We start from the raw sequence: 21,568 nt of genomic DNA on the forward strand, positions 1-21,568 counted from the left end.
AAAATTCAATATGAAAAGACTATGAAAGGAGGAATGGGTTTCTCAGAAATTATGATTTCATCAATATAAAAGTACAGAATTTTATTTGGGAAACACATAATATTAATGATAGAAATTCAGGATGAAATGAAATTAATGCAGGAAAAATTTGAAGATATGGAAGTAAAAAGTTTTGCAAGGGAGGTTATTGAATTTATTGATGAATGCCCAAGTACATACCATGTAGCTAAAAACTGTTCGGAAATTTTAGAGGAAAATGGGTTTGAAAGACTTATACCTCAGGAAAAATGGAACTTAAAAAAAGGTGGAAAATACTACGTGAAAAAATCAAATTCCACAGTGGTGGCATTTACGCTTGGAACAGATATAAATTTAAAAAAGGGATTTAAAATATTCGGTTCACACACTGATTCGCCTGGATTCAGAATAAAGCCAAATCCTGAAATGGTAACGGAAAATATATTGAGATTAAATACAGAAGTATATGGAGGGCCTATTTTAAGTACATGGTTTGACAGACCGCTTTCAATAGCTGGAAGAGTTGTGGTGAAAAGCGATAATATATTCCTGCCTAAAACTATAAGGGTGAAAAGCGAAGAACCTCTAATGGTTATTCCTAACCTTGCCATTCATCAGAACAGGGAAGTAAATAATGGAGTGAAGATAGACAGACAGGCAGATACATTACCTGTGTTAGGTCTTATAAATGATAAGCTTGAAAAGGATGACTATTTATTGAAACTGATAGCTGAAAAAATGAAGTTAAAGAAGGAAGATATACTTGATTTTGATTTGTATGTGTATTCAATTGAAAAAGGATGTCTTGCGGGGGCAAATGAGGAATTTATATCAGCACCTAAAATAGATAACCTTGCTTCTGTCTATGCGGGACTTTTAGGACTTGTGGAAGCTGAAGATGTACACGACCAGATAAATGTATTTGTAGGATTTGATAATGAGGAAATTGGAAGTGCAACAAAACAGGGAGCAGATTCAAACTATTTATTAAATACATTGGAAAGAATAGTATGCGGGCTTGGATACGGAAGAGGGGAATTCCTGCAAATGCTGAACTGTTCATTCCTTCTGTCGGCAGACGGTGCACACGCAGCACATCCGGCACACATGAACAAGACAGACCCTACAAGCAGAGGAAGAATAAATGAAGGAATATCAATAAAAATAAGTGCCAACCAGAGTTATACTTCAGACGGATTTTCAATAGCAGTAGTTAAACAGATTATAGAAGGAACTGATATAAAAATACAGCCGTTTGTAAATCAGTCAAATGAAAGAGGAGGAAGCACAATAGGGCCTATTTCTTCAACTCATCTGGATATAGATGCAGTAGATCTGGGAGTGCCTATGCTTGCCATGCACTCAGTAAGGGAACTTTGTGGAATATATGATGTGTTCTATCTGAAAGAACTGGCAAAAGAATTTTTTAATAAAAACTAGAAAATAATAGATATTTTCTTAAGGTTATGAAGTTGGAAAAATAATACGGAAATGGAGGGTAACCTATGAAAAATCCGGATAAAAAACTTATACTTTCAAATGGGGTAAAAATTCCTGTTTTAGGATTTGGAACATATAAGATTGAAGATGATGAAATAGCTGTAAATTCAGTCAGGGAAGCTATAAAAACCGGATATAGGCACATAGATACGGCATCCTTTTACAAAAATGAAGAAAATGTGGGAACTGGAATAAGGGAAGGACTGAAACTGACAGAACTTAACAGAGAAGATATATTTGTAACAACAAAGGTGTGGAATACAGAGCAGGGGTATGAAAATACCCTCCGTGCCTTTGATAATTCACTGAAAAGGTTGAATATTGACTATTTGGATTTATATCTGATTCACTGGCCTGTTACGAAAGATTATGCAGATGAGTGGCAAAGCAGGATAAGGGAAACATGGAAAGCCATGGAAAAACTTTATAAGGAAGGGAAAATAAAAGCCATAGGAGTGAGTAATTTTCTTGTACATCATCTGGAGGAACTAATGTCTGACTGTGAAATAAAGCCAATGGTGGATCAGATAGAGTTTCATCCTGGTCACAATCAGAAGGAAACTGTTGAATTTTGTAAAAAACATGGAATAGTAGTGGAAGCATGGAGCCCTTTAGGCCGTGGTGTGATTCTTGAAAATGAATTTCTGGCAGGAATAGCACAAAAATACAATAAAACAATAGCTCAGATATGTCTCAGATGGATTATTCAGCAGGAAGTGGTGGCACTGCCAAAATCAGTAACACCTGAAAGAATAAAAAGTAATTTTGAAGTATTTAATTTTGAACTTTCTGAAGAAGATATGGATAAAATAACAAATATGGGACCGGCAGGATATACAGGTTCAGATCCTAATTTAGGAAGATATTAAAAATGAAAGAGGAATAGAATGAAAATATATTTTGAACTGTTCTGGATATTTTTTAAGATAGGCAGCTTTACCCTTGGAGGAGGGTATGCAATGGTTCCGCTTATTCAGAATGAAATTGTTGAAAAAAAGAAATGGATAGAAAAGGAGGAGTTTATAAATCTGCTGGCATTAGCTCAATCTTCTCCCGGGGCGTTGGCAATAAATATGGCAGTGTTTGTAGGCTTTAAGATTAAGAAGTATTTAGGAATGCTTGCAACAGTACTTGGAGCGGCATTACCGGCATTTCTTATTATATGGCTGCTGGCGGCACTGTTTCAGAATTTTCAGAATAATCCTTATGTCATTAAGGCCTTCAAGGCAATAAGACCAATGGTTGTTGCACTTATTGGAGGAAGTGTCTACACAATAGGAAAACAGGCAAAGATAAATAAATTTACATTGATTATTGTTCTGGCAATAGCAGTTCTCGTTTCACAGTTTAAATTTCCACCCATACTGGTTATAATAGTGGGAGCAATAGCAGGAAATATTTGGATGATGAACAGAAAGGGGGCTGAATAATGGCAGAATTATGGGCTTTATTTATGGTGTTCTTTAAAATAGGACTTTTCAGCTTTGGTGGGGGATACGCAATTCTTCCTCTTATACAGAAGGAAGTTGTAGAGTCACATAAATGGATAAGTGTAACCCAGTTTACAGATATAGTGGCTGTTTCGCAGGTGACACCGGGACCTATAGCAATAAATTCTTCCACTTATGTTGGATACCTTGTAACTGGAAATGTTGTAGGGGCAACAGTGGCAACGGTGGGATTAATACTGCCATCTGTCATAGTAATGACCCTTTTCAGTATGTTTTTCCTGAAATTTAAGGATAACAAATATATAAGCAATGCATTTGCAGGATTGAGAATAGTTGTTGTAGGGCTTATTCTTTCAGCAACGATACTGCTTATGGATAAGGATAATTTTATAGATTATAAAAGTTTTATAATATTTGGAGCCGCATTGCTGCTGTTTCTGAAATGGAAGGTAAATGCCATATGGCTGACAATAGGAGCTGCAATAATTGGAATACTTATATATTAAAATACAATTTAAAATAATGGAGCTGTCTCAAAAATTAAAAATATGAAAGAACTGTCTCAAAATAGTAAGAATTAAATATAATATATGGAAAACTGTATTTTTTTCATTTACTAAAATTTTACTCATACAAAACAGTCATTTATTAAGGAAAAGTCAAAAACTTGCCTGAAGGCTCAGACAGATGACTTTTCCTAAATTCATTTCCTGTTTTACATTGTAAAATTCTAGATAATCCAAAAATATAGTTTTCCACATGTTTTTTAAATTTTTCTTTTTGAGACAGCTCTTCTATATTATTTTTTGAGACAGTTTCTTTATTTTATGTGTATCTAGTATATATGAAATCCAATTTGCAGAAGAAATGTAAAAATATAAAAAATATTTTTCATATTTTTATATAAAATTTCAAAATAATGTGATATAATCAGATAAGTTTGTATTTTACAAACTTATTTTTAAGTTAAAAAATTAATATAGTTGGGAGTTGAAAGGAGAAGACATTGAAAAAAAATCTTGAAATCAAAAACGTAGGGAAAACCTTCGGAAAAGACGAAATTCTAAAAAATATCAACATTGAAATAAAAAAAGGAGAGTTTTTTTCATTGCTGGGACCATCAGGTTGCGGTAAGACGACATTGCTGAGAATGATTGCCGGGTTTATAAGGCCGGATAAAGGGTCTATTTCCATAAACGGAGAAGTTATAGATCATCTGAATCCTAATGAAAGGAACGTAAATACTGTTTTCCAGAACTATGCACTGTTTCCAAATATGACAGTATTTGAAAATGTGGCATTTCCTTTGAAAATAAAGAAAACTGCAAAGGAAGAGATAGAAAAGGAAGTATTGAAATATCTTGAATTGGTGGGATTACAGGAACATAAGGATAAAATGCCTTCCAGCTTATCGGGAGGACAGAAACAGAGAGTTTCTATAGCCAGGGCGCTAATCAGCAAACCGGATGTATTACTGCTGGACGAACCACTTTCAGCCCTTGATGCAAAATTAAGACAGAAATTATTAATTGAACTGGATACTATACATGACGAAGTTGGAATAACATTCGTATTTGTAACTCATGACCAGGAGGAGGCACTGAGTGTTTCTGACAGAATAGCAGTTATGAGTAAAGGGGAAGTTCTTCAGATAGGAACTCCAAATGAAATATATGAAATGCCTGCAAATGGATTTGTGGCAGACTTTATAGGAGAAACAAATTTCATTGAAGGAAAAGTTATTGAAGTGCATGACAAATATGGATATGCTGAAAATGATGAAATTGGAAGATTTAAAATAGAACTTGATAAACCTGTAAAAGTGGGGGATAACGTAAAGCTTACACTTAGACCGGAAAAAATAAAGGTAGACACTGAGCCAAGATATACAGATAACGACAACTATAAAGTAATAAAAGGAACTGTAGATGAAGTTATTTATACTGGATTCCAGAGTAAATTGTTTATAAAAGTTGATGGAATGAATAAACTGATAAAAGTTTATGATCAGCATAGAAACTTCCTGACTGAGGAAGAGCTTTTCGAATGGAAAGAAAAAGTTTATTTTTACTGGCATTATGAAGATGCTTACTTAGTGGAGGTGAACTGATATTGGCAAAGAAAAAAATAAAAAAAATAAATGAAAATGGCCCTTTAAAATGGATATATTATCTGCCGATCAGTTTATGGATGACACTGTTTTTCGGTATACCGACACTTATAATAATAATTTTCAGTTTTTTGAAAAAAGGTGCCTATGGTGGAATTGCAATGCCAATAAAACAGACATTGGCTGCCTACAAACTGCTGTTTACTTCAAGCGATATTTTAAAAATATCTATTAAAACAATAAATATATCATTCTGGATAACTGCTATAACTTTATTTCTGGCGTTACCTGTTGCCTATTATATTTCAAGATCAAAGTACAAGAATTTGTGGTTACTGCTTATAGTAATCCCTTTCTGGACTAATTTTCTTGTAAGAATTTTTTCCTTCATAGCAATACTAGGAAATAAAGGGATTGTAAACCATTTTCTTATGAAAATATTTGGAATGAAAGAACCGCTGGCACTTCTGTATAATAGAAATGCAGTAATAATAATAAGTGTATATGTATTTTTACCTTATGCGATACTGCCTCTGTATTCAGCAATTGAAAAATTTGATTTTTCACTGCTTGATGCGGCAAGTGATTTAGGAGCAAACAAGTTTCAGGCTTTAGTTAGAGTTTTTCTTCCCGGAATAAAATCAGGAATGGTTACTGCAACAATATTTACTCTTGTTCCGGCAATAGGTTCATATGCTGTTCCTGACCTTGTAGGAGGAACAGACGGAGTAATGCTTGGAAATATTATTGCAAACAGAATGTTTCAGCTTAGGGACTGGCCTACAGCTTCAGCAATTTCAACAGTTTTCATAGTAATAACAACTTTTGGAGTATGGCTGTCAATGAAAATGGAAAAGGAGGAAGAATAATGAATGAAAAAAGAAGAATTTCACTGTTGTTTTTCGTACTTGTAATGATATTTTTCTATTTGCCTATAGTGATGCTTGTAACATTATCGTTTAATAATTCAAAAAACTTTTTATGGACAGGTTTTTCACTGAAATGGTATATAGAACTGTTTACAAGCTCTCCTGATTTGTGGCAGGCTTTTGGAAGAAGTATTCTTATAGGTTTAACATCGTCAGTATTTTCAGTATTTATAGCAACATTTGGAGCAATAGGAATAAAATGGTACAATTCCAGATTGAAAAATTATGTAAAGTTCCTGAATTATATACCGCTTATACTGCCTGACCTTATAATAGGGGTGGCACTGCTTATATTCTTTAACATGCAGATAGGTGCATATCAAGGTATGGAACTTGGAATGAAGACTATATTTATAGCTCACACTACATTTAATATTCCGTTTTCATTGTTTATAATAATGGCGAGACTGGATGAATTTGACTATTCAATAGTTGAGGCTGCAAGAGATCTGGGAGCAAATGAATTTCAGACTTTGATTAAGGTTATACTGCCTTCCATGATGCCGGGAATAATATCTGCGTTCCTGATGGCGATGACTTTGTCGCTGGATGACTTTGTAATTACAAGCTTTGTTACAGGAACAAATTCAAATACATTGCCAGTTCAGATATATTCAATGATTAAATTTGGAGTTTCCCCTGTAATAAATGCATTATCGACTATATTAATAATAGGAACTATTATTTTATCCCTGTCGAGCAGAAAATTACAGAAATATATGCTTAATTAATAGTGGAAAATTCGATGAAAATACAGGTATGGGAAAATAAAAAAAACAATATTCAAAAAATAAATGAGCAGAATTTTAAAAAATATGATATAATAGGATGTATTAAATTTATTAATAGCTATGATATATCAAAATTATAATATATAATAAAGATATTTACACAGAATATCAGATACGCAAAATGCAAGATGTAAAGGAAGGTAAAAAAAGAAATGCAAAAATTTGAAGATTTCGGATTAAGTATTGAAGTACTTGATGCGTTAGAAAAAAAAGGATTTGAAGAACCAAGTGATATACAGAAATTAGTTATACCCGAATTATTAAAGGAAAGAACACACCTTATAGGACAGGCACAAACAGGAACAGGAAAAACTGCCGCTTTTGGAATACCAATACTGGAAACAGTTGAAGCTGACAAAACGGTAAAAGCTCTGATACTGGCACCTACAAGGGAACTGGCAAACCAGGTTGCAGATGAAATCTACTCTTTAAAGGGTAAAAAGGACATCAGGGTTCTGGCTGTATATGGAGGAGCTTCCATAGAAAATCAGATAAAGAAACTTAAATCTGGAGTGGACATTGTAGTTGGAACTCCTGGAAGAGTAATGGATCTGATGAGAAAGAAAGTATTAAAGGTAAATAATCTTGACTATTTTGTCCTTGATGAAGCTGATGAAATGCTTAACATGGGATTCCTGGAAGATATTGAACTTATACTTGAAGAAACAAATGATGAAAAGAAAATGTTATTTTTCTCAGCTACAATGCCTAAAGCAATAATGGACATTGCTAAAAAGTTTATGGATGACTACAAGCTTTTAAAGGTTAAAAAACAGGAACTTACAACAGATCTGACAGAACAGATTTATTATGAAGTTAAACAGGAAGACAAGTTTGAAGCACTTTGCAGAGTTTTAGACTATACTCAGGATTTTTATGGAATTGTTTTCTGCCGTACAAAATCTGAAGTAGATGATGTTACAAATAGACTTAAGGCAAGAAACTACGATGCTGAATGTATTCATGGGGATATAACTCAGGGATTAAGACAGAAAGCTCTTGACCTTTTCAAGAAAAAAGTACTTACAATACTTGTAGCGACAGATGTTGCAGCAAGAGGAATAGATGTAAGTAACCTTACGCATGTTATAAACTATGCTATACCTCAGGAAGCAGAATCTTACGTTCATAGAATAGGAAGAACTGGAAGAGCGGGGCATAAAGGGATAGCAATAACATTTGTAACGCCTAGGGAAGCAAGAACTCTGGCTCAGATAAAGAGAGTTACAAAGACTGACATTAAAAGGGAATCAATACCAAACGTAAGTGAAATAATAGAAGCAAAGAAAGAAGCTTTAATTGCTTATATTGATGAAATAATAAAAGAAGAAGACTACACAAGCTATGAAAGTTTTGCAGACAAACTGCTTGAAGAAAGAGATGCAAGACAGGTTGTTTCTTCGATTTTAAGACACTTCTATGAGGATGAATTCCTGCCTGAAAGTTATGGAGAAATACAGGATGTCAAGGTAAAAATTGAAGACAAGACAAGACTTTTCATTGCTCTTGGAAGCAAGGACGGATACAATCCTGGAAGACTGCTTGACCTGTTAAATAAAAAGGCAAAAACTCCTGGAAGAAAAGTTAAGGATATTAAGATAATGGATAAATATTCATTTATAACTGTACCTTTACAGGAAGCTGAATTCATAATGAGAGCACTGAACTCTAAAAAGGATTCAAAACCATTAGTTGAAAAGGCAACTGGAGGAGTATCAGGAGGTGGATCTTCAGAAGGTAAAAAAAGAGGAAGAAGATCGGAAAAAGATTCTAAAAAGAAAAAATCAGGTGAAAAGGAAAAATCTTCAAGAAGATCTAAAAAATCAGATGATAAAAAGACTTCTTCAAAATCTAAGGAAAAAAAATCAAAAGATAAATCAAAAAAGTCAGATAAATCATCTGGAAGAAGTAAAAAGAAGTAAATAAAGAATAAGGTTCACTTTTATTAGAGAGGGGCTGTTTTAAAGGTAAAAGGATTTTTAAATCGATACTTTTGGAACGGCTCCTTTATTACAATTTATGTATTGACAAAAGGAAGAAAAAATAATATTATATATTAAAATGACTAAGAAGTCACTTATTAGGAATTATGAAAAGATGAGAGGTGAAAAATGTATAAAACAATATTACTTGATATTGATAATACACTATTTGACTATCCAAAAGCTGAAAAATATGCAATAAAGGCAACATTTGAAGATTTTGATTTTTTCAGTAATGGAAGTGAAAGTGAATTTGAAGAAATAAAAAAGGAATATAAAGCTATAAATGATTTGCTATGGGAAAAACTGGAAAAAGGGGAAATTACAAGTACAGAACTGAAGATTGAGAGATTTAGAATGTTATTTGAAAAAGCAAATTTGAGTTACAATCCTGAAGAGTTTAGTAAACAATATCTGAAACGTCTCGGAGAAGGAGCGTTTCTTCTTGACGGAGCTGAAGAGGTGTGCAAGTACTTATATGGGAAATACAAGCTTGGAATAGTTACTAATGGAATGAAGGAAGTCCAGTATTCAAGGATTGGAAAATCTCCAATAGGAAAATATATAGATAAAATAATAATTTCGGAAGAAGTAGGGATAAGTAAGCCAAATCCAGGAATTTTTGAATATGCCCTGAAGGAACTTGGAACTGAGGATAAAAAAGAGGCTATAATGGTGGGGGATTCCCTGTCGGCAGATATTCAGGGAGGAATTAATTTTGGAATAGATACATGCTGGGTAAATCTGAAAAAGGATGCTCCAAACGATAAAATAAAGCCAAAATATGTTGTTACAAAATTAGAAGAAATATGCAATATTTTATAAAAGGCAGGTAAAATATGGGAAAAATTAGAAAAATAATATATGCGATATTTTTATTTGTTTTAATTGGAAACAGTGTATTTGCACAGGAAGATAAGCGTGTAGGCCTTGTCCTCAGTGGAGGGACAGCAAGAGGACTGGCACATATAGGAGTACTGAAGGTGCTGGAGGAAGAGAAGGTTCCTGTGGAATATGTAACGGGAACAAGTATGGGAAGTATTATTGGAGGGCTTTACAGCATAGGGTATACTCCTGATGAAATAGAAAAAATTGCATTAGAAATGGACTGGATAAGTCTTTTCAATGACAGTATAGAAAGAAAGGACAAGGGAATATCAAGAAATCTGATAGAAGACAGGAATACTATGGTACTTCCTATGGAAAAATTCATACCGAAAATTCCTTCAGGAGCAGTTGGAGGGAAAAGTGCCAGTGAACAGCTGAATAATCTGTTTTTTGGTGTTCTGGAAGTAAATGATTTTAAAAAATTTCCTAAAAAATTTGCACTTGTGGCAACAGATCTGAATACAGGAGAAAGAGTCATGATAGACAGGGGTTCAATTGCAACTGCTGTAAGATCAAGCCTTTCCATACCGTCAGTTTTTAATCCGGTTCAGGATGGAGAAAGACTTTATGTGGACGGAGGAGTTGTAAGAAATCTGCCTGTTCAGGATGTGAAGGTGCTGGGGGCAGACTATACAATAGGAGTAAACGTAGGAGAAGGTTTTTCTAAAAGGGATCCTGAAAAACTTAATATAGCCGGAGTAATATCTGACTCAATGACAATAGCAGGTAGGCAGGAAGTTGAAAGACAGATAAGAATGCTTGATTTATACATGACACCAAACCTTGAAAAAATAGAATCATATGATTTTGGGAAGGTGAAGGAAATAATAGCTGCCGGAGAAAAGGTGGCCAGGGATAATATAGAAAGCATAAGAAAGTTAAGTAATCCTGAAAAATTTGCAGAACTGGAAGAAAAAAGACGTGAATTCAGAAAAACATGGAAAGATGAATATGATATAAAGCATGTTGAAATCAGAGGAAATAAGAAGTATGAGAAAAAATATTTTAATAAATATCTTCCAAAAAATTTAGGAATGATGAAAAAAAGTGACATGGAAAAAATTGTTGATGAACTGTATGGAAATGGAGATTTTTCCACTGTCTACTATGAAGTGAAAAATAACGACACTTTAGTAATAAATGTCCAGGAAAAGGCAGGAGACTACCTGACACTTTCCGGAAATGTAAATAATGAGGATATGGCAACTGTAACTGTGGGTATACAGGGAAATAAGACCATAAATAACGCAGATACAAGATATAGGCTGAATGGAATAATTGCAAATGAATATGGAGTAAACGGATCAGGAATAATGGCAATTGGAAAGGATAACAGAGTTCTGTTTATAGGAAATTTTGACTTCAGGAAGGATATTATAAAAAACCAGTATTATGCAGGAAATAAATATGAATTTAATAACAGAAGATTTAAAGCCGGAATAGGACTAGGTATGGAAATTAGTAAAAACACACTCTTGCTTTTAGGTGGAGGATACGAAATGTCTCATGTTAAGGGGCATATGGATGAAAAGGAAAGTGCAAAAATAAGATTCCCTTATCTTGAAGCATCACTTACACAGGATAGCAGGGATTCCATAGCTTTTCCTACGAAAGGGACATATCTGAAGGCAGAATATACAGTAGCAAATTCTAAAAATGCAGAATTTAATGCCCTGTATGCTAAAGCCGAAGTAAATATCCCATTAGGAAAAAATTTAACACTTACACCTGGAGTGGCATACATTACAAGTGACGGTGAAAAAATTCCTGAAACATACAGGCCAAAAATGGGAGGATTTCAGGAGGGATACTATTCATTAGCATTTGATGGAGTTCCTGCAGACAAAATAAGAGGAAATAGTATTTTTGTCGGTAAAATAAATATGCAGTATAAATTTTCAAGAATTATATTTGTGGGAGCAAATGCATCATTTGCAACTGTTTCTGATAAAAGTTACAGTTTTGGGAAAGAAAAAAAGGAAAGTTATGGATTGGGATTAGGAGTAAGAACACCTTTAGGCCCTGGATATGTGGGAGTTGCCAAAAGTCCGGGAGAAGATGTGAGATATTTCCTGAATTTTGGATATGATCCAAAATCATTTAATGAAAATTAGATACAAAAATAACAGAATGAAAGGAGATTATGAGGCTATATCAAAATTTATAAAATATGAAAAATATTATTATTCTTTAATTTTTGAGACAGCCTCATAGAAGTGAACATGAAGGAAAAAAGAAAATTAAAAAAAGCTCTTCTTGTGTATAACCCGAAATCAGGTAATTCAGACTTAATATTGAATAATTTCGACCTGATAGCAAGCAGTCTTTTAAAGAATGGAATTACTCTTACACTTTACAGTATAAGCAGGGAATACAATGAGCTGGCAAACATCCTTAAAAATGAGAAATACGATATATTAATTCTATCAGGTGGAGATGGTACATTAAGTAAAAGTTTAAGCCAGCTGTATAATGAAGAAATTGAATTTCCTGATGTTGCAATATTTCCAACAGGGACTTCAAATGATTTGGCAAAGTCGTTGAATCTGGGAGATGATGTTAAAAAATGGGTTGACAATATTGTAAATGGAAAGGCAAAACCATTAGATTTTGGACTTATAAATAACAAAACTGTATTTTTATCTTCTTATGCGGGAGGCCTTTTCACAAAGGTTTCCTATAATACTGATAAAAACCTGAAAAAAGTAATAGGAAAAACTGCATATCATATTGCGGGACTGGCTGAACTGACAAATATTAGAAAATTTGATTTGAATATAACTCTTGACAGCGGTGAAAAAATAAATGAGAAGGCAATATTATACATGATTTTAAATGGAAAGAGTGTAGGAGGATTTGACAGTGTTATTGATAATGCTGATATGAATGACGGTCTTATGAATATACTGATTGTGAAGAATATAGAAAATCCTTTTGATTTACCTGCAGTTCTTTTAGACCTTATTAACAGCAATCTTGAAAATAATGATTATGTGAGAACTGTCACTGCTAAAAGCTGTGTAATTGAAAAAATAGATGATGAAGTAGGTGTGAGCATTGACGGAGAAGAAGGTAAAAATAAAAAAGCTGAAATAAGATTTATAAGTAACAGGCTTAAAATTTTTAGACAGTAATTTACAAGTAAAGGGAAAATTAGGATAAAGTAGCTAAAATAAAGAGGTTTAAAGGACTTTCACCTTTGAAATATGTATAAGGGAATACAAAAATGAAAAATAATTTTAATAAATAAGTTTTAAAAATTGAAAAAATGTGGTATAAATATAGTGTATAATTTGAAGTGTGGAAGAATATACTTAAAGATGGAGGAAGAAGTTATGAATGGATATTTGAGTTTTGTACTGCATGCGCATCTGCCGTATGTAAGACACCCTGAGTATGAGGAATTTTTGGAAGAAGACTGGCTGTATGAAGCGATTACTGAAACATATATACCCCTTCTTGAAATGTTTGAAAATCTTACGAGAGATAACATCCCATGGAATTTAACAATAACAATGTCAGGAACATTGGTTAATATGTTAAATGATGACCTGCTTAGAAGCAGATATGTTAAACATTTAAATAAATTAATAGAATTCTGTGAATTAGAAGTAGAAAGATTGAAAGAATATCCAGATATGCTCAAAGTAGCTAATCACAACTTATGGTTCCATAAAAGAGCAAAATCTGTATATGAAGATAAATATGCAAGAGATTTAGTTGGAGCATTTAGAAAGTTTCAGGATCAGGGGAACCTTGAAATAATACCTGTTACTGCAACGCATGGATTCCTTCCGGTAATGAAGGATTATCCGGAAGCTGTAAATGCTCAGGTTTATATGGCTAAAAAAGATTACATTAAAAACTTCAATAGAGAACCTAAAGGGATATGGCTTGCAGAATGTGCTTATTATCCTGGACAGGATAAGTTCCTTGAAAAACATGGGATAAGATATTTCCTTGTGGATGCCCATGGAATAATGCACAGTGATCCAAGACCTGTATATGGAATTTATTCTCCAGTGTATACTAAAAATGGAGTAGCGGCATTTGCAAGGGATCTTGAGTCTTCTGAGCAGGTATGGAGTTCAGAAATAGGTTATCCTGGTGACGGAGTTTACAGGGAATTCCATAAGGATGCAGGATATGAACTGGATTATGAATATGTAAAACCATATCTCCACAGTGACGGAGTAAGAAGAAACATGGGAATAAAATATCACGCAATAACTGATAAAAAAGGAACTTTCAAAGCTGTTTATGATCCTGATGCCGCATATGGAAGAGCAAAGGAACATGCTTATAACTTTGTTTATAACAGATCAAAGCAGATAGAATTTCTGGCTTCAAAAATGAAATATAGAAAGCCGATTGTAGTATCTCCTTATGATGCGGAACTTTATGGTCACTGGTGGTATGAAGGGCCTATTTTCCTTGAGTGGGTATTTAGAGCAACTGCAGAATCTAATTTCTCTACAATAACTCCTTATCAGTATCTTGAAAGATATCCAACTAACCAGATAGTGGATGTAAGTATGTCAAGCTGGGGAGCAAATGGATATTATGATGTATGGATAGACGGGTCAAATGACTATGCTTACAGACATCTGCATAAGGCTGCCCAAAAAATGATAGAAGTGGCAAATGGAAGAGAACCATACAATGAACTGGAATATAGAGCATTGAATCAAATGGCTAGGGAACTTATGATGGCACAGACTTCATGCTGGGAATTTATAATGTATACAGGAACAATGGTTGGATATGCTCACAAAAAGGTAAGTGACCATGTGCATAGATTATTTAAGCTGTATGAAGACTTTAAAAATGGTACCCTTGATGAATCATGGGTTGCTGAGATAGAGTCAAGAGACAACATATTCCCTGAAATAGACTACAGAATGTACAGAACTAGCTGGTTATAGTCAATTATTAAAAAGAAAATTACCCAAAAAGATATAAGTAGAATTAAATCTATATCCTTAATTTATTATTCAAAAAATTAAGGATATAGATTGTTTTAAGTTAAATTTTATCTTTAATATTATTTAATATTAAATTGTTCTTTTGAAAAATCAAATAGAATTAGAGCTTTTTAAATAAATTTTACTATGTACTTTTTATAATACATTAATAAATAGAAACCAACTATGAAATAATTAAAATAAATATGAAAAAGGATGAAATAAAATGGTAAATAAATTTATAAATCAACAGTATGATAAAAAATACAATAATGATTATAATAAAAAAAAATTTTATGAAATGTATAAGAAAAAAAATCCATCTAATTTAAAAACATTTGAAGATTTTTCAAAATTAATAGATGATAATATAGATAATCAAAGTTATCAATCTTTTAATGCAGATGATATTTCGAATTATTTTATTGGACTTTATATTGCATTTTTAAATTTTAATTCACATTATGAGAGAAATAAATACACTATGGTAAATAATCCAAGATGGCCATATGGCTCTAATTCATTTGCTATACAGTCCAATATTGACACCATTTATTTTCAAATATTAGATTATAATATTGGTAATTTTGAAAATATAATCATCTGGGAAGAACATTGTAAGAAAGTAAAAGAAACACTTGATTTTATAGATGAAAATAAATTAAAAGTATCAGAAGATATCGAAAATTTAAAAGAAGATATGAAGACGTTAGATGTAATTATTAAAGAGTTTTTTGATATTATTTCAGAAAAAAATTTAAATGAGATTAATTTATTGGATAATAAAATAAGAGAAATAAAGTTGAAAAATTCAAATTATGAAAGAAGTATGAGAAATAGTATAATTGCTAATCAATATTATTTATATAATTTTTTAAAGATTTTTGTAAAAGAAATAGAACAACAAAAATCTTATGGAAAAAATATATTAAATACAATGGGAATATTTTTGTCAATATTTTCAGTGATTGGATTAGGGATATCGAGTATATTAAATATAAAAAATAATCATTTTTCAATATGGTCTATGATATGTGGAGTAATTTTGATAACAATGAGTGGATTATTTTATTTAATAAATTTTGATGAAAGAATTAAAAATAAAGTGATTAAAATACTTTTTCCAATAACTATGGGAATGGTTCTTATTGTAATAGGTGGAGTTAGCTTTGGCTATTTTCCAGAAAAAAATGAAAATATTTCCAAGTTAGAAGAACAAATACAAGAATTAATTAATAAAAATAATGAAATAGAAAAAAGATTAGATTATGAAAAAAGAATATCAAAATTAGAAAATAAATAAATATTACAAAAGTTATAAGGATTATAGAAATAAAATTATAAAAAATATATTTAAAAAATCAATATATAATTTTGTTGAAACGCAATATAAAGATAATTTTTTTATATTATAAATTACAATATGTATGTAACAAAAAATAATATTATTATTTGAAAATCGTGCTATAATATAAAAAATTATAGCTGAGGTAAAATCAATATAATAAAAAAAAACTCAGTTTAATGGCTGAGTTTTTGTTTTAATCTGAAGAGGATATATTTATGAAAGAATTATTTAAAGGAAAATTGGAAATTGTCCAATTATTTAAAAAATATTTTACAGAAATAAGAAAAAAAGAAGTTGAAAACTCAACAGAATTATTAAAAGAACTGGACAGAAAATCGAAAATGCTTAATAGCAGGCTAAAGATTGCAAGTAATGAAAAGGATGAGATTTACAGAAAGCTGGAAAAAATTCAGGATATAAAGAACGGAAAAGTAGGAATTGTAAATGTAAACCGTTATATTATCAGATTTTTACTGATAATTCTGTTATGCATATCTTTTCTGAATATTTCACTGAATCTGAAGGGATACAATTATTTTATATACGTTTCGGCAGTTATAATCATTCTGCTTTCGTTGCTTTCAATATTGATTACTGTAGTTATAAAAAAGAAAATTTTCAGTGCCTATTATTATAATTACAATATAAAAAGGATATTCCTTATAATTATGATAAGTCTTGGAACAGGATATTTCCTAAATTCCTACAGGCAGGAGCTTGAGAACTTAAATAAGAAATCCGTCCTGATAAAGGAAGCTGAAATAAATTCAATAGATGAACTGAAAAATAGCAGTATTGAAATAGTCAACAAAGACAGCAGGATAAAATGGAGAATAGATGAAAATCTTAAGATTATTACTAACGAAGATTCTAAAAAAGGAAACATAAATATTGAAAATACAGTGATTGATGATAATAATAAAGTGACATTGTATTTTACAAATGAAAAGAAAGAGTCTCAATGGCTGAAAGGTAAGATAATTTACTTTAACTGGGATACAGTGAAAATAAGGCTGAAGAATAAAAAAAGAATCGAAGGGGAAGTTTACGGAAAGATAATTAAACTTGACAATGGAGAGACCCTCATATTGAACAATAATTTTGAACTGAGGGATGAAAATAAGAAAATAAGCGATTTTGGAGTAATAGGAATTAACCTGAAAATAAAGGAAATAATAAATAATTTGCTATTTATAGTGCTCGTTATATTTATTCTGATAGAATATGAATACTATAAATTTCCAAATGAAGACAGTCAGAAAATAATTGACAGGCTGATGCTGAATGAAAGAAAAAAGAAAGCAATAAAAAAATCAGTTTTTTCAATATTGCAGGCAGTAAAGCTTCTGATGTTTCCGATAGCATTGGTGCAGACATATCTGTTAAGAAGCTACATCCTCAATCTGCTTTTTGATAAAAACTTGAAAAAAGGTTATGATACAATAAGTGTTGTGCTTTCATATTTTTCAAAATCTTACCTGCTGATTTTTATTATTTTGCTTCTTCCTGTATTTTTAGAGAATTTTAAAATTTTGAAAATGATTGAGAAATACATAAGGAAAAATGGCGATGATGAACTGTCACATATGAAGAATAAAAGAAACTACTCAAGAATAATAGGATATAACAGAAGAAAGAATAACAGCTATAGAATGTTTTTTGAAAAAATAAGAAATAGGAAATAGAGCCTAAAAAAATTTATAGGCTTAAAAAATGAAAAAATTAAGTCTAAAAAAATTTATAGGCTCAAAAAAGTAAAAAATTGAGTCTAAAAAAATTTATAGGCTCAAAAAATCAAAAAATTGAGCCTAAAAAATATAAAATCAAAACAAAGAGGGATAAAAATGATATATCTAGATAATGCGGCAAGTACAAAACCAAGTGAGGAAGTCATAAAAGTAATGACTGATACAATGAGGGAAAGTTATGGGAATCCTGATGCAATCCATGATTTTTCTCATGAAATATTTTTAAAAATAAAAAATGCAAGAAAAACAGTAGGGAATTTTTTAGGAGTAAATCCTGCAAGGGTATATTTTACAGCGGGAGGTTCAGACGGAAATAATCTTGTTATTCAGGGAATTGTTGAAGCAAATTCAAGAACAAAGAAACATCTGATTACTACAAAAATAGAGCATCCGTCTGTTTATGATACATTCAAGTATTATGAAACAAAGGGATTTGAAGTTGATTTTCTTGATGTGGACAAGGAGGGTTTCATTAACCTGGAACAGCTGAAAAGTCTTCTAAGAGATGACACGTCTCTTGTTTCAATAGGAGCTGTAAACAGTGAAGTAGGCTCTATCCAGAATTTAAAGGAAATTGCTAAAATTATAAAGGGAAAAAGTAAGGAAATTTATTTTCACACTGATTTTGTACAGGGACTTGGATGTACAGAGATAAAATTTGATAAAATTCCTGTGGATGCAATCACTGTGAGCGGACATAAAATATGTGCACCAAAAGGAATTGGAGCAGTGTATGTTGCTGAAAATGTAAAAATTGCAAATGTTATTCATGGATCAAATTCTGAAAATGGAATTGTAAAGAGAACTATGCCGACAGAATTGATACTGGGATTTGCAAAGGCTGTGGAAATACTGGATAAAAATTATAAGAAAGATATGGAATATCTCCAGAATCTTAAAATTGAATTTGCAAAAAAAATAGAGGAAAATATAGAAAATGTAAAAATTAATTCTATATTTGATATTGAAAAATCAAGTCCTAAAGTTCTTAATGTATCATTTAAAGGGACTAAAGGGGAAGTTCTTACACATTTTTTAGGAATGAATGGAATTTATGTTTCAACAGGATCAGCATGTTCGTCTAAAAAAGGGAACAGCAGAATTCTTACAGTAATGGGATTAAAACAGGATGAGCTTGATGGAGCAATAAGATTCAGTTTTTATTCAGGAAATACTTCGGAGGAAATTGATAAAACTGTAGAAGTTCTGAAAAAAAGTGTGGAACAGATAAGAAAAATGAGATAAAATATTAATAAAAAATAGATTAGATATAGAAAGGAATATGAGTATGAATTATACGGATAAATCCCTGCTGAATTCAGTAGGACTATCATACGGTGAACTATCCTTAAAGGGAAAAAATAGAGGTCAGTTTGAAAGAATGCTAAGAAACAGAATACATAAATCTTTAAATGGATTCAACCATGAACTTGTTGATGATTTGTCAAAGCTGTATGTAATAGTGGATAATAACGACATGGATGAAGTTGTTGAAAAATTGAAAAAAATATTTGGAGTTGTAGGATTAAACCCTTCAGCAAGAGTAAACAGGGAAGATGAAGAAATCAAGGCAAAGGTGCTGGAATTTGCAAATTATGCTTATGAACAGGGAGCGAGAACTTTTAAAATAGGAGTAAATAGAAGTAACAAAGGATTTGAGAAAAAATCTATGGATTATGCAAGGGAGCTGGGAGCCCATGTCCTTATAAACAGTCCATTTGAAAAGGTTCAGATGAAGGATCCTGATGTTCAGATAAATGTTGATATAAGAAAAGATGTATATGTGTATACCGAAAGAATTAAAACATATGGAGGATTACCAATCGGTTCAACAGGAAAAGGTCTGGTACTGCTTTCAGGAGGAATTGACAGTCCGGTTGCTTCGTTTATGATGGCGAAAAGAGGAATGCGTATAAATTTTGTAACATTCCACAGTTTTCCATTTACAAGTAAGCAGGCTCTTGAAAAAATAAAGGAACTGACAGATATATTGTCAATTTATACAGGAAAAACAAGACTTTACTCAATGAATATACTGAAAATGCAGGAAGCAATAAATTCAAAGACTAAAAAGGAACTGGCTACAATACTTACAAGAAGGGTAATGATGAGGCTTGCTGAAAGATTAAGTGAAACAATGAATTATCATGCACTTATAACAGGTGAAAGCTTAGGGCAGGTTGCGTCCCAGACAATGGGAGGCCTTACTTGTACAAATGCCTCAATGGAAAGAATCCCGGTATTTAGACCTCTTATAGGAATGGACAAAACTGAAATAATAGATATTGCAAAGGAAATAGGAACGTATGAAAAATCAATAGAACCATTTGAAGATTCATGTGTAATATTTGCACCGAAACATCCGGTTACAAATCCTAAGCTTGAAGATGTTCTGGCAGAAGAGGCAAAAATTGAAAATTATGATGAACTTATGGCAGAAATATTTGAAGAAAAAGAATTTTTCAATATGGGATAATGAATATAGAAATATAAAATATACTGATAATCTGGAGTATGTATTTAATCAGTAATCGTTGAAAGGAATGACTACAAAGTATGAAAATAAAACTCAGTATTTCAGACATATTATCAAAAATAAATAAGGAAAATTTGAAGAAAAGATTCAAGGAAGCGGCACAGATGATAAATCTAATATATCGTAATTACAGTGACGGAGAAACCCAGATGCTGTCAACTTCCCTGACTTATTTTTCAATGCTTGCCATTTTTCCAGTCATAGCTTTAATATTAGGTATATCAAAAGGATTTGGATTTGACAGGCTCTTTATCAGAAAAATTTTTGAAATAGTCCCCCAGAATGAAGGAATGGTAAGAACTGTTCTGGATGTTGCAAACAAGCTTCTAGTTTCCACTGAAGGAAGTATACTGACAGGAGTCGGTGTGGTTATTCTGATTAATTCGGCTATAAAAGTTCTGATGGTTCTGGAAGATTCTTTTAACAAAATATGGAATGTAAATAAAAGCAGATCCTTTACAAGAAGGATAATAGACTATATTGCCATTATATTTATAGGGCCTATATTCTTTATAGTGATTATAGCTACAAATTCATATGTAATAGAAAAAGCAGGGGAACTTTTCTTAGGAAAAACACTTGTAATAGGATTGTTTATAAAAATGGTAGGACCGTCATTTTACATTCTGCTGTTTACATTACTTTTTTATCTTATTCCAAATACGAATGTAAAATTAAAACCTGCATTTATTTCAGGAATAATAACGGCTCTGCTATGTTTCATCTTAAAGGAAGCGTTTGTATTCCTGCAGTCATTTATAACAAAATATAATGCAATATATGGAAGTTTGGCGTTTATTCCGATTTTCCTTGTGTGGGTACAGTATATATGGGTGACTATATTGCTGGGGGCACAGATAGCCTTTTCAATTCAGACATCTGATGAATTTTTATACAATGAAAGAGTGGAAATGCCTATAAAACTTAGAAAAGAAGCAGGGATACTAATTCTTGTACTGATAATAAGAAGGTTTAAGGAAAATGAAAATCCTTACACACATATAGAACTGTCAAAAAGACTCGACATGGAAAGCCTGTTTGTGAAGGATATTCTTTCAGAACTTGAAAAAATAGGATTTATTAATGAAATTATGGCGGATAAAAATGGAGAAAGTGGATATCAGATTGCCTATGATCCGGAAGTATTTACTGTAAAAAACTTTATAGACAGGTTTGAAGGGAAAAACGAAGACAGATATGAAGATATTTTTGATAATCTTATAAATGAAGACAAGGAGCTTCTGGAAAAAATAAGAAAAAATCTTTTACTTAAAAATGACACTTTATTAAAAAATATATAGGG

Annotated in this window: 17 protein-coding genes; all 17 read left to right on the top strand. The window is 31.8% G+C overall.

Going from position 1 to position 21,568, the window contains the following annotated elements; translation table 11 throughout:
• The first annotated feature begins 105 nt into the window (after positions 1-105).
• The 17 genes from HMPREF1984_RS00560 to HMPREF1984_RS00640 all read left to right on the top strand — a co-directional run bounded on the left by HMPREF1984_RS00560 (position 106) and on the right by HMPREF1984_RS00640 (position 21,566).
• A complete protein-coding gene (locus HMPREF1984_RS00560) occupies positions 106-1,458 on the top strand; it encodes a M18 family aminopeptidase (RefSeq protein WP_021765909.1) in 1,353 nt (450 codons plus the stop codon).
• A gap of 65 nt (positions 1,459-1,523) precedes the next feature.
• Positions 1,524-2,387 carry an aldo/keto reductase gene (locus HMPREF1984_RS00565; protein WP_021765910.1) on the top strand — a complete coding sequence of 288 codons (864 nt, stop codon included), beginning with the start codon at positions 1,524-1,526 and terminating at the stop codon, positions 2,385-2,387.
• An 18-nt stretch (positions 2,388-2,405) separates the two neighbouring features.
• Positions 2,406-2,948 (top strand): chromate transporter, encoded by a 543-nt coding sequence (locus tag HMPREF1984_RS00570; RefSeq protein ID WP_021765911.1) that lies wholly within the window; start codon positions 2,406-2,408, stop codon positions 2,946-2,948.
• Complete coding sequence (locus tag HMPREF1984_RS00575) at positions 2,948-3,475, top strand: chromate transporter (RefSeq protein ID WP_021765912.1); 528 nt, start codon at positions 2,948-2,950, stop codon at positions 3,473-3,475. Before HMPREF1984_RS00570 ends, HMPREF1984_RS00575 begins: the two co-directional genes overlap by 1 nt.
• A gap of 500 nt (positions 3,476-3,975) precedes the next feature.
• Positions 3,976-5,079: an ABC transporter ATP-binding protein gene (locus HMPREF1984_RS00580; RefSeq protein WP_021765913.1), complete on the top strand. Its 1,104-nt coding sequence runs from the start codon at positions 3,976-3,978 to the stop codon at positions 5,077-5,079.
• Between the two features lie 26 nt (positions 5,080-5,105).
• Positions 5,106-5,948 carry an ABC transporter permease gene (locus HMPREF1984_RS00585; protein WP_036099291.1) on the top strand — a complete coding sequence of 281 codons (843 nt, stop codon included), beginning with the start codon at positions 5,106-5,108 and terminating at the stop codon, positions 5,946-5,948.
• A complete protein-coding gene (locus HMPREF1984_RS00590) occupies positions 5,948-6,739 on the top strand; it encodes an ABC transporter permease (RefSeq protein WP_036099235.1) in 792 nt (263 codons plus the stop codon). The genes HMPREF1984_RS00585 and HMPREF1984_RS00590 overlap by 1 nt, the downstream gene beginning before the upstream one ends.
• Before the next feature lie 212 nt (positions 6,740-6,951).
• Positions 6,952-8,721: a DEAD/DEAH box helicase gene (locus HMPREF1984_RS00595; RefSeq protein WP_021765917.1), complete on the top strand. Its 1,770-nt coding sequence runs from the start codon at positions 6,952-6,954 to the stop codon at positions 8,719-8,721.
• Between the two features lie 189 nt (positions 8,722-8,910).
• A complete protein-coding gene (locus HMPREF1984_RS00600; RefSeq protein ID WP_021765918.1) occupies positions 8,911-9,606 on the top strand; it encodes a YjjG family noncanonical pyrimidine nucleotidase in 696 nt (231 codons plus the stop codon).
• Positions 9,607-9,620: 14 nt separating this feature from the next.
• Complete coding sequence (locus HMPREF1984_RS00605) at positions 9,621-11,783, top strand: patatin-like phospholipase family protein (RefSeq protein ID WP_021765919.1); 2,163 nt, start codon at positions 9,621-9,623, stop codon at positions 11,781-11,783.
• Positions 11,784-11,891: 108 nt separating this feature from the next.
• Positions 11,892-12,803: a diacylglycerol kinase family protein gene (locus HMPREF1984_RS00610; protein WP_021765920.1), complete on the top strand. Its 912-nt coding sequence runs from the start codon at positions 11,892-11,894 to the stop codon at positions 12,801-12,803.
• A 201-nt stretch (positions 12,804-13,004) separates the two neighbouring features.
• The gene (locus HMPREF1984_RS00615) at positions 13,005-14,594 is read left to right on the top strand and encodes a glycoside hydrolase family 57 protein (protein WP_036099295.1); all 1,590 of its coding nucleotides are present in this window, start codon (positions 13,005-13,007) and stop codon (positions 14,592-14,594) included.
• Positions 14,595-14,859: 265 nt separating this feature from the next.
• Entirely contained in the window at positions 14,860-15,936 is a 1,077-nt protein-coding gene (locus tag HMPREF1984_RS00620; protein ID WP_021765922.1) for a hypothetical protein, read from the top strand.
• Between the two features lie 260 nt (positions 15,937-16,196).
• Positions 16,197-17,666: a hypothetical protein gene (locus tag HMPREF1984_RS00625; protein ID WP_021765923.1), complete on the top strand. Its 1,470-nt coding sequence runs from the start codon at positions 16,197-16,199 to the stop codon at positions 17,664-17,666.
• Between the two features lie 159 nt (positions 17,667-17,825).
• A complete protein-coding gene (locus tag HMPREF1984_RS00630; RefSeq protein ID WP_021765924.1) occupies positions 17,826-18,974 on the top strand; it encodes a cysteine desulfurase family protein in 1,149 nt (382 codons plus the stop codon).
• A 43-nt stretch (positions 18,975-19,017) separates the two neighbouring features.
• Entirely contained in the window at positions 19,018-20,205 is a 1,188-nt protein-coding gene (gene thiI, locus HMPREF1984_RS00635) for a tRNA uracil 4-sulfurtransferase ThiI (RefSeq protein WP_036099238.1), read from the top strand.
• 80 nt (positions 20,206-20,285) lie between these two features.
• Positions 20,286-21,566, top strand: a complete 1,281-nt coding sequence (locus tag HMPREF1984_RS00640) for a YihY/virulence factor BrkB family protein (RefSeq protein ID WP_021765926.1) — start codon at positions 20,286-20,288, stop codon at positions 21,564-21,566.
• The last annotated feature ends 2 nt before the right edge of the window (positions 21,567-21,568 follow it).

Source organism: Leptotrichia sp. oral taxon 215 str. W9775, assembly GCF_000469505.1.
Lineage (GTDB): Bacteria > Fusobacteriota > Fusobacteriia > Fusobacteriales > Leptotrichiaceae > Leptotrichia_A.

Excerpts from the sequence above, each read along its gene's own strand:
- HMPREF1984_RS00560 (WP_021765909.1), top strand. The coding sequence starts at position 106 with ATGATAGAAATTCAGGATGAAATGAAATTAATGCAGGAAAAATTTGAA.
- HMPREF1984_RS00565 (WP_021765910.1), top strand. The coding sequence starts at position 1,524 with ATGAAAAATCCGGATAAAAAACTTATACTTTCAAATGGGGTAAAAATT.
- HMPREF1984_RS00570 (WP_021765911.1), top strand. The coding sequence starts at position 2,406 with ATGAAAATATATTTTGAACTGTTCTGGATATTTTTTAAGATAGGCAGC.
- HMPREF1984_RS00575 (WP_021765912.1), top strand. The coding sequence starts at position 2,948 with ATGGCAGAATTATGGGCTTTATTTATGGTGTTCTTTAAAATAGGACTT.
- HMPREF1984_RS00590 (WP_036099235.1), top strand. The coding sequence starts at position 5,948 with ATGAATGAAAAAAGAAGAATTTCACTGTTGTTTTTCGTACTTGTAATG.
- HMPREF1984_RS00595 (WP_021765917.1), top strand. The coding sequence starts at position 6,952 with ATGCAAAAATTTGAAGATTTCGGATTAAGTATTGAAGTACTTGATGCG.
- HMPREF1984_RS00600 (WP_021765918.1), top strand. The coding sequence starts at position 8,911 with ATGTATAAAACAATATTACTTGATATTGATAATACACTATTTGACTAT.
- HMPREF1984_RS00605 (WP_021765919.1), top strand. The coding sequence starts at position 9,621 with ATGGGAAAAATTAGAAAAATAATATATGCGATATTTTTATTTGTTTTA.
- HMPREF1984_RS00610 (WP_021765920.1), top strand. The coding sequence starts at position 11,892 with ATGAAGGAAAAAAGAAAATTAAAAAAAGCTCTTCTTGTGTATAACCCG.
- HMPREF1984_RS00615 (WP_036099295.1), top strand. The coding sequence starts at position 13,005 with ATGAATGGATATTTGAGTTTTGTACTGCATGCGCATCTGCCGTATGTA.
- HMPREF1984_RS00620 (WP_021765922.1), top strand. The coding sequence starts at position 14,860 with ATGGTAAATAAATTTATAAATCAACAGTATGATAAAAAATACAATAAT.
- HMPREF1984_RS00625 (WP_021765923.1), top strand. The coding sequence starts at position 16,197 with ATGAAAGAATTATTTAAAGGAAAATTGGAAATTGTCCAATTATTTAAA.
- HMPREF1984_RS00630 (WP_021765924.1), top strand. The coding sequence starts at position 17,826 with ATGATATATCTAGATAATGCGGCAAGTACAAAACCAAGTGAGGAAGTC.
- thiI (WP_036099238.1), top strand. The coding sequence starts at position 19,018 with ATGAATTATACGGATAAATCCCTGCTGAATTCAGTAGGACTATCATAC.
- HMPREF1984_RS00640 (WP_021765926.1), top strand. The coding sequence starts at position 20,286 with ATGAAAATAAAACTCAGTATTTCAGACATATTATCAAAAATAAATAAG.